Source organism: Bacillus sp. FSL R5-0434, from assembly GCF_038004745.1.
Lineage (GTDB): Bacteria > Bacillota > Bacilli > Bacillales > Bacillaceae > Bacillus > Bacillus halotolerans.
The window spans coordinates 474615-494403 of the sequence record NZ_JBBORV010000001.1; the positions used below are offsets into that span (position 1 = coordinate 474615).

A 19789-nucleotide genomic window follows, 5' to 3' on the forward strand; every position below is an offset into this window, starting at 1 on the left:
TTGTTCAAGTCTGTTATAATAAAAGGATGAGCGTGAAAGAAAGAGAAGTGATCAAGCATGTCAAAAACAGTTGTATTAGCTGAAAAACCTTCAGTCGGCCGCGATTTGGCCCGGGTGCTGAAGTGCCATAAAAAAGGGAACGGTTATCTCGAAGGAGATCAATATATTGTCACATGGGCTTTAGGCCATTTGGTGACACTTGCTGATCCGGAAGGCTACGGAAAAGAATTTCAATCATGGCGGCTTGAGGATCTGCCGATTATCCCCGAACCGCTAAAGCTTGTTGTTATCAAAAAAACCGTAAAGCAGTTCAATGCGGTGAAAGCGCAGCTTACCCGCAAAGATGTCAATCAGATCGTCATCGCCACTGATGCCGGCCGGGAAGGTGAGCTCGTCGCACGCTGGATCATTGAAAAAGCGAACGTCCGCAAACCGATCAAACGGCTGTGGATTTCATCTGTAACGGACAAAGCGATCAAGGAAGGTTTTCAAAAGCTGCGCAGCGGCAAAGAGTATGAAAATCTGTACCACTCAGCCGTTGCCAGAGCAGAAGCGGATTGGATTGTCGGCATTAACGCGACCCGTGCGCTCACCACAAAATTCAATGCCCAGCTTTCATGCGGACGTGTGCAGACGCCGACGCTAGCCATGATTGCCAAGCGCGAAGCGGACATCCAAGCCTTTAAGCCTGTACCGTATTACGGCATTCGCGCAGCAGTCGATGGAATGACGCTGACGTGGCAGGACAAAAAATCGAAGCAGACGAGAACATTCGATCAAGGCGTGACAAGCCGTTTGCTAAAAGAACTTGATGGAAAACAGGCGGTGGTCGCTGAACTGAAAAAAACAGCGAAAAAAAGCTTTGCTCCTGCGCTTTACGACTTGACGGAACTCCAGCGGGACGCCCACAAACGCTTCGGATTTTCCGCAAAAGAAACGCTCTCAGTTCTGCAGAAGCTGTATGAGCAGCACAAGCTTGTCACATATCCGCGGACAGACTCACGGTTTTTATCCAGTGACATTGTCCCAACCTTAAAAGACCGGCTGGAGGGCATGGAAGTGAAACCGTATGCCCAATATGTCACTCAAATTAAAAAGCGCGGCATCAAATCGCACAAAGGCTACGTCAATGATGCTAAGGTGTCAGACCACCATGCGATTATCCCGACTGAAGAGCCGCTTGTTCTCAGCAGTCTCAGCGATAAAGAACGCAAGCTGTATGACCTGATTGCCAAACGTTTCTTGGCTGTGCTGATGCCGGCTTTCGAATATGAAGAAACAAAGGTCATGGCAGAAATCGGCGGAGAAACCTTTACGGCGAAGGGAAAAACCGTACAGTTACAAGGCTGGAAAGCTGTTTATGATATGGTTGACGAGGATGACGAGCAGGAGGACGACAGAGATCAGACGCTGCCGGCTCTGCAAAAAGGCGCCTCGCTCACTGTTCGCACATTAACTGAAACAAGCGGCCAAACCAAACCGCCGGCCCGTTTTAATGAAGGGACGCTGCTGTCAGCTATGGAGAACCCAAGCGCCTTTATGCAGGGAGAAGAAAAAGGCCTTGTCAAAACGCTTGGCGAAACAGGCGGTCTCGGCACGGTTGCAACGCGTGCCGATATTATCGAAAAACTGTTCAACAGCTTTTTAATTGAGAAAAAAGACAAAGACATTTTTATCACCTCAAAAGGAAAACAGCTCCTGCAGCTCGTTCCTGAGGATTTGAAATCACCTGCCTTAACGGCAGAGTGGGAACAAAAGCTGTCCGCCATTGCGGCCGGAAAATTAAAATCCGCTGTCTTTATTAAAGACATGAAGGCTTATGCTAAGCAAACGGTAACAGAAATCAAAAACAGCAGCCAAACCTTCAGACATGATAACATCACGGGAACGGCATGTCCGGAGTGTGGCAAAATGATGCTGAAGGTCAACGGCAAGCGCGGCACCATGCTCGTGTGCCAAGACCGGGAATGCGGAAGCAGAAAAACGATCGCCAGAAAAACAAACGCGCGCTGCCCGAACTGCCATAAAAGAATGGAGCTTCGCGGCCAAGGAGAAGGCCAGACCTTCGCGTGTGTTTGCGGGCACCGTGAGAAGCTTTCTGTATTTGAAAAACGGAAAAACAAAGACAAAGGGCGCGCTACAAAGCGGGACGTCTCTTCTTATATGAAAAAACAAAATAAAGACGAATCGATTAACAATGCGCTGGCGGAACAGCTGAAGAAACTCGGTTTGGATCAATAAAAAGAAACCTGTGCGATTCGCACAGGTTTTTTTATTGGACTTAGGTCCTGTTTTTTGAAAGTTCAAAAAGGGGAAAAAAAGCTAGTAATCTTCGTTTTTTTCTTTTATAGTTAATATAATTTGTAACATGGCAGTAATAATTTCGTCATATATTGGTGCGTCTGATTCGCTTCGGACGACAAAGGGGGACTTGCCTGTGCGGCATGTGTTGGTCGCTGCTATCTTATTTTGCTTATCTATCGGACTTTCCGCAGGGTGTGCTGAAGCTGGGAATAAAACCCTATATCAGTCTGAGGCAGATATGAATACCCGCCCGCTTCAGCCGGCGGAGTATTTCATCTATCACAATCTTATGAATGACCAAGGGCTTATCAAAACGGATTTCTCAGATCAGCCCTCCTATTTATCAGAATCGATTGGCCTGTGGATGGAGTTTTTGGTCAGCAGACAAGATGCCTCGCATTTTCAGGAGCAATATCAGCATCTGAGGGATTCTTTTCTTCTGAATCATCAGTTGGTGACATGGAAGATACAAAACGGTCAAGCGAGCGGGACAAACGCGCTGATTGATGATATGAGAATCATGGTGTCTCTCGATCAGGCAGCTGCTCTTTGGGGGAGCAGCCAATATGAAAAAACTGCCCGTGATATTGGCACGGCTTTAAAGATATACAACATGTACAACGGGATGTTTACAGACTTTTACGATTCAGCCTCTCATGCCGCTTCAAAGGACGTGACGCTTTCGTATGTCATGCCCGATGCACTAGCTGTTTTGAAAAAGTATGGAATCATAGACGAAGAAACAGAACAGCGAAATGCCGATGTTCTCTATCTAGCCCCTTTAAAGAATGGTTTCCTGCCAAAGACGTACAGCGCAGAGTCGAAGCAGTACAAATATGACAGTGAAGTAAACGTCATTGACCAGCTGTACGCCGCGTGGCATTTGCCGGAAGGGGATGAAAAAGCCGATGTGATAGCAGAGTGGGTCAAAAAGGAATTTCAGGCAAACGGAAAGCTGTACGGACGATATGTGGCAGATACGAAGGAGCCTGCCGTCCAATATGAGTCGCCGTCCGTATACGCGTTAGCTGTTTTATTTTTAACAAAACAGCATGAAGACAGCTCGGTCATCAAAGCGATTTATGATAGAATGAATGACTTTGAAATTCTTGATCCGGCGAAACCGTATTATGGGGGTTACATGAGCGGCTCCGACACGCACTCGTTCGACAATCTGCTGCCGCTGTTAGCCGAAAGGAAGCTTTTTAATGAAACGATCATTCAATGAATCACAAAAATTATATGCTTATCTTTCAGGGCTCATCGCAGCCCTGTCTCTGTTTATTTTTTATGTGTCCGCCGAGCAGTCGGAGGGCTTTCTGATCATTTGCATTACATTTGTCGTGATCGGGGCCGGCATTTGGTTCGGTCCGATTTACGCGCTGGCGGTCACCTTAATCGTTCTCTTTGTTCTCGGCACGCTCATGATGTTTTTTCAGACTGGACAGGCTGTGATGTTTTCAGCTGAAGACGGGCTGCGCATGCTTATCATGTGGGGAATTGCGCTTTTGCTGTTTTCCTTTATATCAGGAAGAATTCATGATATCGCAGCAGAGCTGCGCCATTCAGTCAAACGTCTTCAATCTGAAATCAAAAGCTTCGTGGCTGTCGATAGAGTGACGGGCTTTGATAATAAGCAAAGAATGAAGCTGGAACTGTCAGAGGAAATCAAACGGGCGGAGCGCTACGGCAATTCCTTTGTCTTTTTGCTGCTTCATATGCATTATTTCAAGGAATTTAAGTCTTTGTACGGGGAGAAAGAGACCGACCTTCTCTTTCAATTCGTCAGCCGGCAAATCAGGTCAAGCGTCCGGGAAACGGATAAAAAATTCCGCCCCTCTGATGAGCGCTTCGGCATTGTGCTGACACACACGCCGGCTGAACATATGCCGGCCGTCCTGACAAAGCTGAAAAAACAGCTGGACACGTATCAGCTGACAAACGGAAAGTATGTGTCGCTTACGTTCCATGTCTGTTATTTACCTTATCGAAGAGATATAAGGACAGCTGATCAATTTTTAGAAGAACTGGAAAACGAGATGATGATGAATGAACTTTAAAAGAATAACGCTACTCTGCGTGTCCGTTCTGATGCTGACAGCTATTGCTTCTTTTCCTATTTCTGCCCAAGCGAAGGAGAAGGATGACGGCATTCTCATCATCTATTCAACCTTGGACGGCAAAGAGTCGCCTCAAGTCAAAATGCTCGATTTATTGGCTGGCCATTTTGCAACTCATGTCACGGTCAGAAAAGATTCGGATGTTACAGCATCTGATGTGAAAGGCAAAGAACATGTCATCTATTACGGGCAAACGAAAAGAAAGCTCAGCAAAAAACTGGTGTCTCTTATCAGCGGCGTAAAAAAACCCGTCGTCGCCATCGGCTATAACGCCGGACAAATTAGCCAATTTTCCGGTCTTTCCTTAACCCGAAAAGAACATGTCTATCAGATTCACAGCAGCACGGAAAAAAACGATGTCTCCTTAGAGAGCGGGCTTCACGTGCTGAGCGTATCAGGCCTGAAAGGAAAGGGGCTGTATACCTTTACATCTGATGACGGCAAAACGAGTCCGTTTATATGGAAAACGGATAAATCAAATGTGTACATCGGCTTAACCAATCTGTTAAATGACAATCTGATCGTTGCGAAAGAGCTTCGTGAAGCATTTGGAGAGAAGGCCGGAACCGCGCTTTTATATTTGCGGCTGGAGGATATCAGCCCGATGTCTGATGAAACATTGCTGCTTCAAGCCGGTACATATCTGTACAAGAGACATGTGCCTTTTATCCTGTCAGTCATTCCTGTGTATCTGAATCCGGAAACAGGCGATAAAGTGTATTTGTCTGATAAACCGAAGATGGTCAAGGTATTGAAAAAACTGCAAAGCATGGGCGGCAGTATCATTGTTCATGGCTACACACACGCCTATCGCCACAGTGAAACAGGAGAGGGCTTCGAATTTTGGGATGCCAAGGCGGACCAGCCGATCACTTCGGAAAATGCTGATGACACCCCGTCCATTTTGGAAAAGGAACAGGCTTTTCCGAACGAACAGGCCTATAAGAGCTATTTGAAGCCGTTTCAGGAAAAGGAAGAAACATATACAAGGCAAAAGCTGACGCACGCCATTGAGGATTTAACCTCGGCAGGACTTTATCCGCTGGCATTTGAAGCCCCGCACTATACGATGTCTGAGTACGGCTATCAAATGGCTTCACAGTATTTCTCAAGCATTTTCGGGCAGGTGCAGCTCAGCGATACAACATGGAAAACCTCCGGTGCATCCCCTTTTTTGACCAAACCAGCTATGCTGCATGGGATGACACTGTATCCGGAAACAATCGGTTTTGTCGATACATCAAAGCAAAACCCGCTCGGCGATATGGCGGAACACATTTCCCAGATGATTGATTTTGAAGGCGGAGTGGCCGGAGGGTTTTATCACCCGTATCTCGGGATGAAATATTTGCCGGAGCTCGTTGACCAGATGGAACGCATTCCGGACAGTGAATGGCTTGATTTGAAGAAAACGCAGCAAACTGTCAAAACGGACAAAGTGGAAATCCATACAAGCGGTGACGGAACGGTTCACGTAAAAAACAATGTAAGTGCCATTGGCGAGTTTTTTGACCACCATCGGCAAACCCCGCTGGAAAAGGCGTTATGGATTCTCTCCGCCGTTGTGCTCTTGTTTGTCGTGATGTTTGTCAGCTATACGTTTTACTTGAGAGCCACATTGAAAAAACGAATGTTTAAGGAGAGAAGAAGCCTTGGGTAATACGCTGTTCTTTATCTCGCTAAGTTTAATATGGGTGATGCTTCTCTATCACATGTTTCTCATGCAAGGCGGATTCCGCCACTACATGACCTTCGAGCGGAACATTCCGAAGTGGAGAGAAAACATGAAGGAGCTGCCGAAGGTCAGTGTGCTCATCCCGGCCCATAATGAAGAAGTTGTGATTCGGCAGACGCTGAAGGCAATGGTGAATCTTTATTATCCGAAGGACCGGCTGGAGATTATTGTGGTAAACGATAATTCTTCAGACCGGACGGGTGATATCGTCAATGAATTTTCCGAGAAATACGATTTTATCAAAATGGTGATCACAAAACCGCCTAACGCCGGAAAAGGCAAATCCTCGGCGCTCAACTCCGGTTTTGCTGAATCGAACGGCGATGTCATTTGTGTATATGACGCCGACAACACGCCTGAAAAAATGGCCGTGTATTATCTTGTTCTCGGTCTGATGAATGACGAGAAGGCAGGCGCAGTGGTGGGGAAATTCCGCGTCATCAATGCGGCAAAAACGCTGCTGACGAAGTTTATCAATATTGAAACGATCTGTTTTCAGTGGATGGCGCAGGGAGGCAGATGGAAGTGGTTCAAAATCGCTACCATTCCCGGAACCAACTTCGCGATCCGCAGAAGTATTATTGAAAAGCTCGGGGGCTGGGATGATAAAGCGCTGGCTGAAGATACCGAGCTGACCATCCGGGTGTATAACCTCGGCTATCACATCCGCTTTTTCCCGGCAGCTATTACTTGGGAGCAGGAGCCGGAAACGTGGAAGGTGTGGTGGCGCCAGCGGACGAGATGGGCGCGCGGCAACCAATATGTCGTCCTGAAGTTTTTGGCGCAGTTTTTCAAACTGAAACGAAAACGGATTATCTTTGACTTGTTTTACTTTTTCTTTACGTATTTCCTGTTTTTCTTTGGCGTGATCATGTCAAACACGATATTTGTGGTCAATCTGTTTTATGATTTGCATTTGTCGGTCGGGTTTTTGGCAATGATCCTTTGGATTTTGGCGTTTTTCTTATTTATGACGGAGGTCATGATTACGTTAAGCATCGAAAAAACAGAAATGAACAGGCAAAACTTCTTTATCGTATTTCTTATGTACTTTACGTACTCGCAGGCATGGATTGTGCTCGTGATCTATTCTTTATTCGTAGAAATCAAGCACCGTTTATTCAAGCAAGAGGTCAAATGGTACAAAACAGAACGATACAATCAACATAAAAGCGGGTGACCTTTTTGAAACAACTACTTATTTTTCTTACAAGCTTTCTGCTGCTGGCAGCGACTGGACAATCGGCCTTCGCTCAAGAGATGCAGGTCGATGGCTCGCTTCTGGGCAAAAGCAGCCGTGAACAAGCCAAACAGCAGGTGCTGACAAACGATCTTATGACATTGTACGGATCAAAAGACAGCGCGGAACTGACGTATCAGATTCCGGCAGGCGCCTCTTCCGGCAGCCAGCAATTGGTGATTGAATATGAGGCATCAGATCTCTTAATTTCTCCTTCATCGTTAACGGCTGTAATTGACAATGAACCGGTAAAAACGTTAAAGCTAAACGGCGATTCAAAACGGAAAATACTGAAGCTGAACTTGAACAAAAGCCAGTCCGCCCCAGGCTATCACAGCGTATCACTGAAATTTTACGGCGTCATGAAAGAGGGCGTCTGCGTCAGACAGGATACGTCCGGCAACTGGATCAAAATTTATCCGGACAGCCGCCTGACACTAGCGGACAGCAGCGAAGCGAAGGGAACGTCACTTGAACATTACCCATACCCATTTGCCCAATCGGGAAATACAGCGGAAGAGACTGCTATTGTCATTCCGGATAACCCGAGCTCGGCAGAAATTGAAGCGGCTGTCAAAACAGAAGGCTACCTGAAAACTGCGGACAGCAGTGTCAGCATTTCGTTTGTGAAGGAATCTGAAGTGAAGCAAATCGACAAGCCGACCATTTTCATCGGAGTGGATAAGCATTGGAACGGCAAGGTGAAGAAGCTGATCAAACAAGCCGGCTTACAGGCAAAAGGAGAAAAACTTCTGCTTGCGGAGCGCGTGCTGAAAGCACAGGGCAAGCAGCAGCCGGTTCTGTTTGCACAAGCGGCATCTGATGATGTGCTCTCAGAAAAAATCAGCGTCATCGCCGATCAGACTTACACCGGCCAGCTAAGCGGGGAAACACTTTCAATTGGCAAGCTTCAGAAGGCTGAAAAGCAGGTAAGCAATAAGCTGACCCTTGAGAAATTCGGGGCAGAAGATATGACAATCGGAGCTGACAAAACATCTTCAGCACATTATTTTTATCCGGCTTCTGCGATGATAGACCAAAATCAATCAGCCAAGCTGTCGCTTAAACTAAAGAAATCGGAAACGATTCAAGCAGCCGCGGCAGAAAGCGGTTCAGCCTCTCAAGCAGCAGAGCTGAAGGTCCTCATCAACGGTCAGCCGCATTCAGTTCGCCTTGATGAATTAGGGAAAGAAGATAAAAACGGATACTATCATGTCACGCTGAAAGTAGACCCGGAGCTGCTGCAGAAAAACCGCTACATTGATATACAGTTTATCACCACGGGCTTAAAGGAAAACAACCCTTGCAACACAACGGACGAAGAGAAATGGGTCTTTATTGATAAAAGCAGCACATTGTCTTACACAATCAAAGGCACATCTCCGTCAGCCGATTTTAAAGAATGGCCGCTTCCATACGCCGGAAATCAGGAACAGGCAACACTGATTGTGCTTCCTGACAGCGTGAGCAAATCCAAGCTTAAGGAGCTTTCTCTCGTTACTGATTCTTTTGGAAGCGAAGCCCAGCAATCTTTCACAGTAAGGAAAGCATCTGAAGTTAAAGCGGAGGACGCGAAAGGCCGGAACTTAATTTTCATCGGCGGCATCAGCCAGTTCTCTCTTTTGAAAGAGAAATCTTCTGATCTGCTCGTGCCTCAAGCGAAAAACGGCTCGTTTGACGTGTCGGGCTTTGAAATGCTGAACGAGACGACGAAACAAGTGGCATTTACCCAAGCGTCTTTATGGGATTCAAATTATACGATGGCTGTTTTTGCGCCGCTGAAAGGAAATGGCGCGGCCGTCACAAAAGAAATCATCAGCTTTTTGAACAGCAATGATGACACGGCGACCGTCATCAATGAAACAAACAGCCAGCAGGTGTTTACAAACCACCAGCAGCTCAAATCGGAAACAAACAGTTCTGAAACAGAAAAAACAGCACAAGATCATGGGCAACAACTGCTGTATATCGGCGTGCTGGCTCTCATGATGGTAATTGCGGCAGCCTTCATTTGGGTAACCGTTAGACGAAGAAAGAGAAAGACAGACAGAGAATAAGGCAGAGGCTGATATCAGCCTCTGTTTTTTTATTTTTGGTTTAAATTTTCCATTTGTGGAACCTGTCATTTTATTTTTTTCTCCCGGCCGATAAGCCTCTTTACAACATACGTAAACGGGAGTATGATCTCTTTTAGAAAACAAATCGCTTAATCTGTAAACAGAGCGGGGGACCCATTTTGGCGGCATTTTGCCGCTCGGGGTGAATCCTTTTTAGGTAGGGCAAACTCTCATATGCCCGAATCCGTCAGCTAACCTCGTAAGCGTTCATGAGAGGAGATGAATGAAACCTGTGTTCGATGTTAAGGCACAGGGGCATCCGTTTGCCTCTGTGTTTTTTGCTGTTCAATTTTCAGGATGTAAATCGCATACAGAGACATCATAGCAGAAAGGACTATTACAAAATGTGAGAGCAGATGCGGATGTTTTATTGTTTTAATGAAAAATGAAATTAAAAGGGGAAGACATCGATGTATCATTCAATCAAACGTTTTTTGATTGGGAAACCGTTAAAATCACAAGCAGCAGGAGAACAAAAACTGACGAAATTAAAGGCGCTTGCCATGCTCTCCTCAGATGCTTTATCATCTGTCGCTTACGGAACGGAACAAATTCTTATCATATTGGCGGCGGTAAGCGCTGCTGCATTTTGGTATTCCATTCCGATAGCGGTCGGCGTACTCATTTTGCTGCTCGCGCTGATTCTCTCATACAGGCAAATTATTTACGCTTATCCGCAGGGCGGCGGGGCGTATGTTGTATCAAAAGAAAACCTCGGCGAAAAGCCCGGGCTGATTGCAGGCGGTTCATTGCTTGTCGATTATATATTAACTGTAGCAGTAAGTATTTCCGCAGGGACGGACGCCATCACGTCGGCGTTCCCGGCACTGCATGATTACCATATACCGATTGCTGTTTTACTTGTTTTAGTGATTATGATTTTAAATCTGCGGGGGCTGTCAGAATCAGCATCGATTCTTGCTTACCCGGTGTATCTGTTTGTGGCGGCGCTTTTCATCCTGATTGCCGTCGGTCTTTTTAAGCTTATGACAGGACAAATTGATCAGCCAGTCCATCATACACCGATCGGCACACCGGTAGCCGGCATTACGCTGTTTTTGCTGCTTAAGGCTTTTTCATCCGGCTGCTCCGCGCTCACCGGAGTTGAAGCGATCTCCAACGCGATTCCAGCCTTCAAAAACCCGCCTGCGCGAAACGCGGCGAGAACGTTGGCTATGATGGGGATCTTGCTTGCGGTTCTGTTTGCCGGTATCACAGTACTTGCATACGGTTACGGGACGGCTCCGAAACCGAATGAAACGGTCATTTCACAAATCGCGTCGGATACCTTCGGCAGAAATGTGTTCTACTATGTCATTCAGGGTGTGACATCGTTAATTTTGGTCCTTGCGGCGAATACGGGCTTTTCAGCCTTCCCGCAGCTTGCCTTCAACTTGGCGAGAGACCAATACATGCCGCGCATGTTTACAGTAAGAGGCGACCGCTTAGGCTTCTCAAACGGGATTATCTTTTTAGGCGTTGCCTCAATTGTGCTGATTCTGTTATTTGGAGGGCAGACGGAGCACTTAATCCCGCTATACGCGGTCGGTGTGTTTATTCCATTTACCCTTTCACAAACAGGGATGTGCATCAAGTGGATCAAACAAAAACCAAAAGGCTGGATTGGAAAAATGCTGATCAACGCCTGCGGCGCATTGATATCGTTTATGGTTCTGTCCATCCTGTTTGTCACGAAGTTTAATGTCGTATGGCCTGTTTTAATCTTTATGCCGATCGTCGTTTTTTTGTTTTTTGCGATTAAAAATCACTATACGGCTGTCGGTGAACAGCTTCGTATCGTAAACAAACAGCCGGAAGAAATCAAAGGTACGGTCGTGATTGTGCCTGTAGCCGGCGTCACAACCGTCGTGCAAAAATCCATTCAATATGCGAAATCACTGTCAGATCAGGTCATTGCCGTTCACGTGTCGTTTGACAGAGAACAGGAAAAGAAAGTGGAAAAACGCTGGGAAGAGCTGAATAATGGAGTGCGTCTCGTCACGCTTCACTCTTCGTACAGAAGCCTGGTCCATCCGTTTGATAAGTTTTTGGAAACTGTTGAAGCAAAAGCGAAGAAGAAACAGTTTTCTGTCATGGTGCTGTTCCCGCAATTTATCACAAAAAAACGCTGGCACACCATTCTGCACAACCAGTCAGCCTTCCTGCTCAGAGTCCGGCTGTTCTGGAAGAAGGACATAATCGTTGCCACATTGCCGTATCATTTTAAAAAGTAAGCAGCTCAGACCAAGGGACATCTCCTTGGTCTTTTTTAAATAAAGGGGAGATGGCGATGTATACGGAAGGGGCATTTGTCATAGTGACAAACACAAAACGGCAGATTCTGCTGGTCAAACGAAAAGACGTTCCTTTATGGGATTTGCCGGGCGGACGGGTTGAATCAGGAGAAACCCCGGAGGCAGCGGCGGTCCGGGAGGTAATGGAAGAAACGGGATATCTGATAGAGCCTTCCGGGAAATTGGGTGTCTATCAAAGACCTAAGTTTCAAGACGAACAGCATGTGTTTGCAGGGAACATAACAGGCGGACAAGCGATAGAAAACGGCATGGAAACGGCCGGGCTGAAGTGGTTTTCGCCGGAGCGATTGCCGCTTTTGATGGTGCCAAACCGGAAAATGCAAATCAGAGATTTTCTAAACGGCGCTGCGGGCATCCGGATTACCGTCAAGGACAACAGCTTTTTGGCGGCCCTAGACCTGTTCAGAAGGAAATACAGCAAGCGATAGTTGCCTCCGGGTTTTAAACGCCTCCCCCTGTGGTATTGAAAAAGGAAAAAGGAGGATACGGCATGGCACACAAAACAGCAGGACAAACAATGACAGAACTGCTTGAACATTGGGGAGTTGATCATGTTTACGGCATCCCCGGAGACAGCATTAACGAATTTATTGAGGAACTGAGACACGAAAGAAATCAATTGGAATTCATCCAAACCCGCCATGAAGAGGTGGCAGCGCTGGCAGCCGCGGCTGAGGCAAAACTCACCGGCAAGATCGGTGTCTGCCTGTCAATTGCAGGGCCGGGTGCGGTGCACTTATTGAACGGTTTATACGATGCAAAAGCGGACGGCGCCCCTGTGCTTGCGATTGCAGGTCAGGTTTCCTCAGGCGAAGTCGGGCGGGACTACTTTCAGGAGATTAAGCTTGAGCAAATGTTTGAAGACGTGGCAGTGTTTAACAGGGAGGTACATAGCGCGGAGTCACTGCCGGATCTGTTGAATCAGGCGATCCGCACTGCCTACAGCAAAAAAGGCGTTGCGGTATTAAGTGTGTCAGATGATTTGTTTGCGGAGAAAATCAAACGGGAACCCGTTTATACATCACCGTTGTATATTGAAGGGAATCTTGAACCGAAAAAAGAACAGCTTGTGACATGCGCGCAATATATTAACAATGCGAAAAAGCCGATCATTTTGGCGGGACAGGGAATGAAGAAGGCGAAGCGGGAGCTGCTGGAATTTGCGGATAAAGCAGCGGCGCCGATCGTCGTCACGCTCCCCGCAAAAGGCGTTGTTCCCGATAAGCACCCGCACTTTCTCGGCAACCTTGGACAGATTGGGACAAAGCCGGCCTATGAGGCAATGGAAGAATGCGATTTGTTAATTATGCTTGGCACCTCGTTCCCGTATCGTGATTACTTGCCGGAAGACACACCGGCCATCCAGCTTGATTCAGACCCGGCGAAAATCGGCAAACGCTATCCGGTAACAGCGGGGCTTGTCTGTGACTCGGCTCTCGGTCTGCGCGAATTGACGGAGTATATTGAACGGAAGGAAGACAGAAGATTCCTAAATGCCTGCACTGAACATATGCAGCATTGGTGGAATGAAATCGAAAAAGATGAAACTGAGGCGACAACACCGCTTAAACCTCAGCAGGTCATCGCACGTCTTCAGGAGGCAGCAGCGGAAGACGCGGTGCTGTCTGTAGATGTCGGCACTGTCACCGTCTGGATGGCACGGCATTTCAAAATGAACGTCAACCAGGATTTCATCGTTTCCAGCTGGCTTGCGACAATGGGATGCGGCCTGCCGGGAGCTATAGCGGCGAGCTTGTCTGAACCGGAGCGCCAAGCCATCGCAGTCTGCGGTGACGGGGGCTTTTCCATGGTCATGCAGGATCTCCCGACCGCAGTCAAATATAAGCTCCCGATTACTGTTGTCATTTTAAACAATGAAAATCTCGGCATGATTGAATATGAACAGCAGGTCAAAGGGAACATCGACTATGTCACAAAACTTCAGAATGTCGACTATGCCGCATTTGCAGAAAGCTGCGGAGCAAAAGGCATCAAGGTGACGAGAGCGGAAGAACTTGCACCGGCTTTCCATGAGGCGCTTCACTCCGATCAGCCGGTCGTTGTCGACGTCATGATCGGAAACGAACCGCCGCTGCCCGGCAAAATCACCTACGGACAGGCAAAAGGCTTCAGCAAATATATGCTGAAAAACTTCTTCGAAAACCAAAAAATTGAAATGCCGTCTTTGAAACAAAGCTTAAAACGGTTATTCTAAAAAAACAGGGGCCCGTGAAGGCTCCTGTTTTTTGATTTTACGGAGGGTGAGTCATAAAATCGGTTGTTTGAACCTTTAAAATGACTCGTATATTTATTGGGATCAGCAGGAATGATCTATGCAGCCTGTCATGATTTTCGCCGTGCTCAAAACAGACACAAGGACAAATGCATCTTCTTTCAAAGCAGATGCATTTGTCCTTGTCTGTTTCATCTGTTTATTCTTATCAAATCTTACAAAATGAATGTCTTTATAAGCTTATTTCCCTTTTTTCGAAAGTCCGAAAAAGAAAGGAAAAGCAGAACCAACTAATAAAGTGCCGAATAAAAACATTCCGCCGATAAACACGTGAAAATTAGCGCCTCCGGCCGTAAAAGCGGTAATCAAGGAAATGATACTGAGCACCACCATGGCGATGCCGGGCGCGATTCGCATTTTTTTACCTGTTGATTTATAAGCGATAACAGAACATAAAATTCCGATAACAATAGGGACAATCCATAAATAAAACAGAATAAATACTGACATTATCAAAACTCCGATTTTTTCTTCTATCATAACAAATTTCTGTAAAAAATGATATCAATGAGCTTTTAAGCCAAAATAAAAAACCGGCTCTTTCAGCCGGTTTTTTTCTAACGGAACGTATCGACGATCAAAAACACATTCAAAGCAACAATCAGCACAGCGATCAGCCAAGAAACCACTGTTACCCATTTGGCATTGATCAGCGAACCCATAATCCGCTTATTGCTTGTGAACATAATAAGCGGGATTAAGGCAAAGGCAATGCCGAAGGAAAGAACCACCTGGCTCAGCACAAGAGCCGACGTCGGATTGACGCCTGATGCGATGATCAAGATCGGCGGAATGATTGTGATGAACCGCCGTACATACAGCGGGATGCGGTAGTTGATAAATCCCTGCATAATCACATCGCCTGAAAGTGTTCCGACAGACGAGCTGGACAGGCCCGCAACCAGCAGGCCGATTCCGAATAACGCGGCTGAAACAGGACTGACAAGATGACCGAACTGCTGAAACGCGACATCAAGGTCCTCGACAAACAGCCCGTTTTTGAAGAATAATGCGGCAGCCACAATCAGCATACTCGCATTAATAGCCCCTGCAATCAGCATCGCTATTAAAATATCAATAAATTCGAATCTGAAGATTTTCTTCCGTTCAGCATCTGTTTTGCCGACCACCCGCCGCTGTGTGAGGGCAGAGTGTAAATAAATGGCGTGCGGCATAACGGTTGCGCCGAGAATACCTGCTGCAAGAAGCACGCTGTCGGTGCCATGAAATGTCGGAACGAAAAGTCCTTTCATCACTGAGACGGCATCCGGCTTTGCAAAAAAGGTCTGCAGTGCAAAGGCGATGACCACTACAAACAGCATGCCGGCAATACCGGCTTCAAGTGAGCGATAACCGCGGCGCTGAAGCTCCAAAATCGCGAAAGAGCCGATCGCCGCAATAATAGACGCTTCGAGCATCGGGATGCCGAACAGCAAATACAGTCCCAATGCCGCTCCGATAAATTCCGCCAGATCAGTCGCGATAATGACGAGCTCGCCTTGAATCCATAAGCCGATAGAGACAGGCTTAGGAAATTCCTCACGAGCGACCTCAGGCAGGTTTTTGCCTGTCGCGATACCGAGTTTGGCGGAGAGTGATTGGATCAAGAGCGCCATGATATTAGAAAATAAAATCACCCATAGCAGCATATATCCATATTTAGAACCTGCTGATATATTTGTTGCGAAGTTACCGGGATCGATATAGGCAATGGCTGCAATAAACGCCGGGCCTAAAAAAGGCAGCAGTCCTCTGAATCCTCTGCTTTTCCCGTCAAGCGCATCTTGGACTGCTTTGGAACGGGGAGATTGTGCTGTGATGTCCTTATTCATCATGTACTCACCTGAATTCTAATTGTTTTTGCCATACAACAAAGAGTTTCCTTAAACCAAATTATTTTATCTACATCATATGACCATCACGATTTCTTGTCAACCAATGATGTTCAAAAATGACACTCAAATTTTTCCCTGTTATGTAACATGATATGTAGGGCATCTGATAAGGTCCATACATAAAAAGACATCGTTTCTGTATGAAACGATGTCTCCTGAATCATCTAATATCTAGGCTTCCTTGCGCAGTCCGCGGAATACGAGGCTCAGTAAGAATACGAAGATCGCTGCCCCGATAATTGCCGGAATAATGGCAAATCCTGCAAGGCTTGGTCCCCAAGTTCCGAGTAAGCCATGCCCGATCCATGCGCCGATCAGCCCTGCAATCATCGAACCGAAGATTCCTCCAGGCATGCGATTGCCGACGATGGCGCTTCCGATTAGTCCAATTAAGATAGCAATAACTAATGAAACCAAAAAGCTAAGCATCATATTCACCTCTCCTTAATGATTTATATATCAATTACCGTTCTAGACAGATCCGAAACGTACAAAAGCATATTTGGTTATGATCCTGTTTTTATCTTTCTCTGCACACTGCCGTCAGCCAAATGAACAATTACTTCTGTGCCTTTATGTTCCGCAATTTCCTTCGCTCGTTCAATCGCTTCCTTTTTCGTATCCTTGATTTCAGATACACGTTTGGCATCCTCAGCTTTGACGGCCCAGCCACTTTTATGTTTGATGACATGCTCCGCTTTATTCATTAGCTCAGGTCTGGCGTCATCGTTTGCCTCCTCATCGCGTTCTGTTTCATCATCATGTTTGAGGAAGTCGTCAATTTCCTTTTTTGAGGCGTTTTCCGCCCATTCCTTTGCTTTGCTCGTCGCAATCGGAATGGCGCGTCCGTCCTCATAGCCTTCATCAATCATGGCATTCGCAATTTCAATCGCCTTTTTCTTCACAGGCTTCTCGAGATTTTTCAGTGAAGCGGGGTAATCCTTCATAGACCAAGGCATATCCATCACTCCTTCTGCTTTTATAAAAATGGTACCCGCAGGTGAAAAATAAAAACGTTTTATAGAAAAATGAAGGTATACTATATAGTAGAAAAAAACGGAAGGGAAGTGCGAGTTGGGTGACAACAGAACGAAAAGAAGACTTACATCAGCAATTAAAAGAAATAGAGAAATGGGAAAAGGAGCAGCAAAAAGTCTGGTTTTGGGAAAAACTCAGCCGTCTCCCGTTTCAGCTGCTGGACAAGCTGACGCCGGAATTCATCCAGAAAAAGATCGGCAAGCTTTTGGATGAGGTGGGCAGCTTTGTTCAAACTGGAGGACAGTACCTGACATCGGAAAAACAGATTATCAAAACGTTTCAAAAGAAACTGCCCGAGCAAACCTTTGAATCACTGGAGGACGTACAAAAAGCGCCTCTGACTGTTATGGATGATGTTGCTGAAGCGATGGGCAAAAACCGAATCAACGCTGCAACCGTTCAGGGAGCGACCACGGGTGTGGGCGGCGTATTTACACTGGCGGCAGACATTCCGGCTGTGCTCGGTTTATCATTAAAAACACTGCAGGATATCGCAGTGGCCTATGGCTATGATCCAAAGGAGAAAAAAGAGCGGGTCTTTATCGTAAAATGCTTGCAGCTTACTTCAGCAGATGTTGTCGGTAAAAAATCCATTCTGAGAGAATTAAAAGATTATGATCAGGACCGTACATATAAGAATGTCGCTTCCCAAATCCAAGGCTGGAGGGAAGTGGTTTTAGGCTACCGTGACACCTTTGGCTGGAAAAAGCTTTTTCAAATGGTGCCGGTCGCGGGTATGGTCTTTGGCGCGGCGGCTAATCGCTCGACCTTAAATGACATTACCGAAACAGGCATGATGCTCTATAAAAAGCGGCGCATCCTCGAGCGGCTCATAGAAACAGAACAGAATCATGAATAGAAGAAAAGCAGACGGGCACCGCATTCCGTCTGCTTTTTCAGTCAAAACACACTCAATGTGTTTTGTTTGTTTAAAAGAAATGACAGCGGGAATACAACAACCAACACCAATTAAAGGAGGAATTCAAAATGGCACAAGATAACAAAATGAGCAGAGAAGAAGCAGGTAGAAAAGGCGGAGAAACGACTAGCAAAAACCATGATAAAGAATTCTATCAAGAGATTGGTCAAAAAGGCGGAGAAGCCACTAGCAAAAACCATGACAAAGAATTCTATCAGGAAATCGGCGAAAAAGGCGGAGAAGCCACTAGCAAGAACCATGACAAAGAGTTCTATCAAGAAATCGGTGAAAAAGGCGGAGAAGCCACTAGCGAAAATCATGATAAAGAATTCTATCAAGAAATCGGCCGTAAAGGCGGAGAAGCGACAAGCAAAAATCATGATAAGGAATTCTATCAAGAAATTGGCTCAAAAGGCGGAAACGCCCGCGACAACGACTAACTAAGTAAAGCATAAAAGGCAGACAACCTGTAGATAAAAAGCGATCCGGCGCAGCAGCTGGATCGCTTTTTATGATGAAATGGAAAAAATATACCTTCCCAATGACGTTTCTGCGGTAAAATAGGTGAAAAAGGAGTTTTCACTTATGCCTAAGATGCAAAACCTGCTCGCCATCGCTAATGAAGTCAAAGAAAAGCACGCTAATTTCTCCATTTCAGAGGTCAATGACCATTGTGTACGGCTCGCTGTGTTTACAGGAGAATACGACTGGCACCATCACCCTGACTCAGATGAATTATTCATTGTTCTTGAAGGTGAGCTGCTTATTGATTTTAAGAACAAAGAAACCGCGGTACTCAAAGCAAATGACAGCCTGCTGATCCCAAAAGGAACGGTTCACCGCACGCGCTCTTACGTCAGGACCGTGAATCTCTGCGTCGAGCACATTCATGCGGAAACGGTCATAACAGAGGAATCAAAATGCTGATCAAAAAGATTGTATCTGGGGTGGACGCGGCAAACGCTGAAGCATTTTCAAACGCGCAGTCACAGTGGGGAGCATTATCACATGTAAATGGCTTCATCAAACAGACCGGCGGATGGCGGATAACAGCGGATGGGCTGTTCACCGCAGAAATCACCAGCGTTTGGGAGAACAGAGAAGCTTATGATGCTTTTATGGAGAACGAACACGACATCATCTATAAAGAAATCGAGCAAAAGGGCACGATTCTCTCTATCGAAGTGACGCTGTCTCAGGTGGATGCAGAGGAGGCCGCTTGTTTATTTGACAGCAGGGACATTGAATACGAGCCTGGATGGACTGTGGCAAAAGCTTAGTGAAGAGAAGTCGTCCTAAAAAAGATGATTAGCTGATTTTATCACTCATAATAACAATAAAGATATTCTCCTGTTATTTTGATTGAATTAGAATGAAGAAAATGGCATTCAATTGTGAAATCAGGGGGATTGATTCAGATGACTTTTCATTTTAATGAAATTGATCATATTCAGCTTGCGGCTCCTAAAGGCTGTGAAACTATTGCAAGACAATTTTACGGCGGCATATTAGGCTTTCGGGAAATTGAAAAACCTGATGTTTTAAAAGCTCGGGGCGGAGTCTGGTTCACTTTTGGGAATAGACAATTGCATATCGGGATAGAAGAACCTTTTGTCCCCGCTAAAAAAGCACACCCTGCCTTTGAGGTTATGAATATAGAAGGTTTAAAAGAACATTTGAAATGCAATGGAATTGGAATAGTTGAGGACAATAAACTTCCGGGAGCGGACAGATTCTATATTTCAGATCCATTTGGCAATCGTCTGGAGATGCTTGAGCGGCAGAAAACGCACAAAAAAAGATAGATCACCGC

The 19789-nt window shown here is 46.1% G+C and carries 18 protein-coding genes and 1 riboswitch; of the genes, 14 read left to right on the top strand and 4 right to left on the bottom strand.

The window, feature by feature from the left end; genetic code table 11:
- The first annotated feature begins 57 nt into the window (after positions 1 to 57).
- From NYE43_RS02415 to NYE43_RS02455, 9 genes are all read left to right on the top strand, one after another.
- A complete protein-coding gene (locus NYE43_RS02415) occupies positions 58 to 2241 on the top strand; it encodes a DNA topoisomerase III (RefSeq protein ID WP_341060777.1) in 2184 nt (727 codons plus the stop codon).
- A gap of 196 nt (positions 2242 to 2437) precedes the next feature.
- Entirely contained in the window at positions 2438 to 3532 is a 1095-nt protein-coding gene (locus tag NYE43_RS02420) for a glycosyl hydrolase family 8 (protein WP_185848270.1), read from the top strand.
- Positions 3513 to 4364 (top strand): diguanylate cyclase domain-containing protein, encoded by an 852-nt coding sequence (locus tag NYE43_RS02425; protein ID WP_185848269.1) that lies wholly within the window; start codon positions 3513 to 3515, stop codon positions 4362 to 4364. Before NYE43_RS02420 ends, NYE43_RS02425 begins: the two co-directional genes overlap by 20 nt.
- Complete coding sequence (locus NYE43_RS02430) at positions 4354 to 6084, top strand: DUF2334 domain-containing protein (protein WP_185848268.1); 1731 nt, start codon at positions 4354 to 4356, stop codon at positions 6082 to 6084. Before NYE43_RS02425 ends, NYE43_RS02430 begins: the two co-directional genes overlap by 11 nt.
- Positions 6077 to 7339, top strand: a complete 1263-nt coding sequence (locus NYE43_RS02435) for a glycosyltransferase family 2 protein (protein WP_003240289.1) — start codon at positions 6077 to 6079, stop codon at positions 7337 to 7339. Before NYE43_RS02430 ends, NYE43_RS02435 begins: the two co-directional genes overlap by 8 nt.
- A 5-nt stretch (positions 7340 to 7344) precedes the next feature.
- The gene (locus NYE43_RS02440) at positions 7345 to 9456 is read left to right on the top strand and encodes a cellulose biosynthesis cyclic di-GMP-binding regulatory protein BcsB (RefSeq protein WP_185848267.1); all 2112 of its coding nucleotides are present in this window, start codon (positions 7345 to 7347) and stop codon (positions 9454 to 9456) included.
- Positions 9457 to 9592: 136 nt separating this feature from the next.
- A riboswitch (cyclic di-AMP (ydaO/yuaA leader) is annotated at positions 9593 to 9737 on the top strand.
- A 189-nt stretch (positions 9738 to 9926) separates the two neighbouring features.
- On the top strand, positions 9927 to 11750 hold the full coding sequence (gene kimA / locus NYE43_RS02445) for a potassium transporter KimA (protein ID WP_024120267.1): 1824 nt from the start codon (positions 9927 to 9929) through the stop codon (positions 11748 to 11750).
- A 56-nt stretch (positions 11751 to 11806) separates the two neighbouring features.
- On the top strand, positions 11807 to 12259 hold the full coding sequence (locus NYE43_RS02450) for an NUDIX hydrolase (RefSeq protein ID WP_101860304.1): 453 nt from the start codon (positions 11807 to 11809) through the stop codon (positions 12257 to 12259).
- A 62-nt stretch (positions 12260 to 12321) separates the two neighbouring features.
- A complete protein-coding gene (locus NYE43_RS02455) occupies positions 12322 to 14046 on the top strand; it encodes a pyruvate oxidase (protein ID WP_095714111.1) in 1725 nt (574 codons plus the stop codon).
- A gap of 258 nt (positions 14047 to 14304) precedes the next feature.
- Here NYE43_RS02455 and NYE43_RS02460 read toward each other — a convergent pair whose 3' ends face one another.
- From NYE43_RS02460 to NYE43_RS02475, 4 genes are all read right to left on the bottom strand, one after another.
- On the bottom strand, positions 14305 to 14574 hold the full coding sequence (locus tag NYE43_RS02460; protein ID WP_010333081.1) for a hypothetical protein: 270 nt from the start codon (positions 14572 to 14574) through the stop codon (positions 14305 to 14307).
- 107 nt (positions 14575 to 14681) lie between these two features.
- A complete protein-coding gene (locus NYE43_RS02465) occupies positions 14682 to 15959 on the bottom strand; it encodes an Nramp family divalent metal transporter (RefSeq protein WP_049809886.1) in 1278 nt (425 codons plus the stop codon).
- Between the two features lie 231 nt (positions 15960 to 16190).
- Positions 16191 to 16448: a GlsB/YeaQ/YmgE family stress response membrane protein gene (locus tag NYE43_RS02470; protein ID WP_010333083.1), complete on the bottom strand. Its 258-nt coding sequence runs from the start codon at positions 16446 to 16448 to the stop codon at positions 16191 to 16193.
- A gap of 77 nt (positions 16449 to 16525) precedes the next feature.
- Complete coding sequence (locus NYE43_RS02475) at positions 16526 to 16978, bottom strand: DUF2188 domain-containing protein (protein WP_024120271.1); 453 nt, start codon at positions 16976 to 16978, stop codon at positions 16526 to 16528.
- 119 nt (positions 16979 to 17097) lie between these two features.
- Here NYE43_RS02475 and NYE43_RS02480 point away from each other — a divergent pair, with 119 nt between their 5' ends.
- From NYE43_RS02480 to NYE43_RS02500, 5 genes are all read left to right on the top strand, one after another.
- A complete protein-coding gene (locus NYE43_RS02480) occupies positions 17098 to 17916 on the top strand; it encodes an EcsC family protein (RefSeq protein ID WP_185848266.1) in 819 nt (272 codons plus the stop codon).
- A 128-nt stretch (positions 17917 to 18044) separates the two neighbouring features.
- Positions 18045 to 18416 (top strand): glucose starvation-inducible protein GsiB, encoded by a 372-nt coding sequence (gene gsiB / locus NYE43_RS02485; RefSeq protein WP_010333086.1) that lies wholly within the window; start codon positions 18045 to 18047, stop codon positions 18414 to 18416.
- Between the two features lie 145 nt (positions 18417 to 18561).
- Positions 18562 to 18903, top strand: coding sequence for a cupin domain-containing protein (locus NYE43_RS02490; protein WP_103671951.1), 342 nt, complete (start codon positions 18562 to 18564; stop codon positions 18901 to 18903).
- Positions 18897 to 19256: a YdbC family protein gene (locus NYE43_RS02495; RefSeq protein ID WP_185848265.1), complete on the top strand. Its 360-nt coding sequence runs from the start codon at positions 18897 to 18899 to the stop codon at positions 19254 to 19256. Before NYE43_RS02490 ends, NYE43_RS02495 begins: the two co-directional genes overlap by 7 nt.
- Before the next feature lie 138 nt (positions 19257 to 19394).
- Positions 19395 to 19781, top strand: a complete 387-nt coding sequence (locus tag NYE43_RS02500; RefSeq protein ID WP_185848264.1) for a VOC family protein — start codon at positions 19395 to 19397, stop codon at positions 19779 to 19781.
- Positions 19782 to 19789 lie beyond the last annotated feature (8 nt).

What these genes read in the sequence shown, in the direction of transcription:
- NYE43_RS02415 (WP_341060777.1), top strand. Translation starts at nt 58, where the DNA reads ATGTCAAAAACAGTTGTATTAGCTGAAAAACCTTCAGTCGGCCGCGAT.
- NYE43_RS02425 (WP_185848269.1), top strand. Translation starts at nt 3,513, where the DNA reads ATGAAACGATCATTCAATGAATCACAAAAATTATATGCTTATCTTTCA.
- NYE43_RS02430 (WP_185848268.1), top strand. Translation starts at nt 4,354, where the DNA reads ATGAACTTTAAAAGAATAACGCTACTCTGCGTGTCCGTTCTGATGCTG.
- kimA (WP_024120267.1), top strand. Translation starts at nt 9,927, where the DNA reads ATGTATCATTCAATCAAACGTTTTTTGATTGGGAAACCGTTAAAATCA.
- NYE43_RS02450 (WP_101860304.1), top strand. Translation starts at nt 11,807, where the DNA reads ATGTATACGGAAGGGGCATTTGTCATAGTGACAAACACAAAACGGCAG.
- NYE43_RS02455 (WP_095714111.1), top strand. Translation starts at nt 12,322, where the DNA reads ATGGCACACAAAACAGCAGGACAAACAATGACAGAACTGCTTGAACAT.
- NYE43_RS02460 (WP_010333081.1), bottom strand. Translation starts at nt 14,574, where the DNA reads ATGTCAGTATTTATTCTGTTTTATTTATGGATTGTCCCTATTGTTATC.
- NYE43_RS02465 (WP_049809886.1), bottom strand. Translation starts at nt 15,959, where the DNA reads ATGATGAATAAGGACATCACAGCACAATCTCCCCGTTCCAAAGCAGTC.
- NYE43_RS02470 (WP_010333083.1), bottom strand. Translation starts at nt 16,448, where the DNA reads ATGCTTAGCTTTTTGGTTTCATTAGTTATTGCTATCTTAATTGGACTA.
- NYE43_RS02475 (WP_024120271.1), bottom strand. Translation starts at nt 16,978, where the DNA reads ATGCCTTGGTCTATGAAGGATTACCCCGCTTCACTGAAAAATCTCGAG.
- gsiB (WP_010333086.1), top strand. Translation starts at nt 18,045, where the DNA reads ATGGCACAAGATAACAAAATGAGCAGAGAAGAAGCAGGTAGAAAAGGC.
- NYE43_RS02490 (WP_103671951.1), top strand. Translation starts at nt 18,562, where the DNA reads ATGCCTAAGATGCAAAACCTGCTCGCCATCGCTAATGAAGTCAAAGAA.
- NYE43_RS02495 (WP_185848265.1), top strand. Translation starts at nt 18,897, where the DNA reads ATGCTGATCAAAAAGATTGTATCTGGGGTGGACGCGGCAAACGCTGAA.
- NYE43_RS02500 (WP_185848264.1), top strand. Translation starts at nt 19,395, where the DNA reads ATGACTTTTCATTTTAATGAAATTGATCATATTCAGCTTGCGGCTCCT.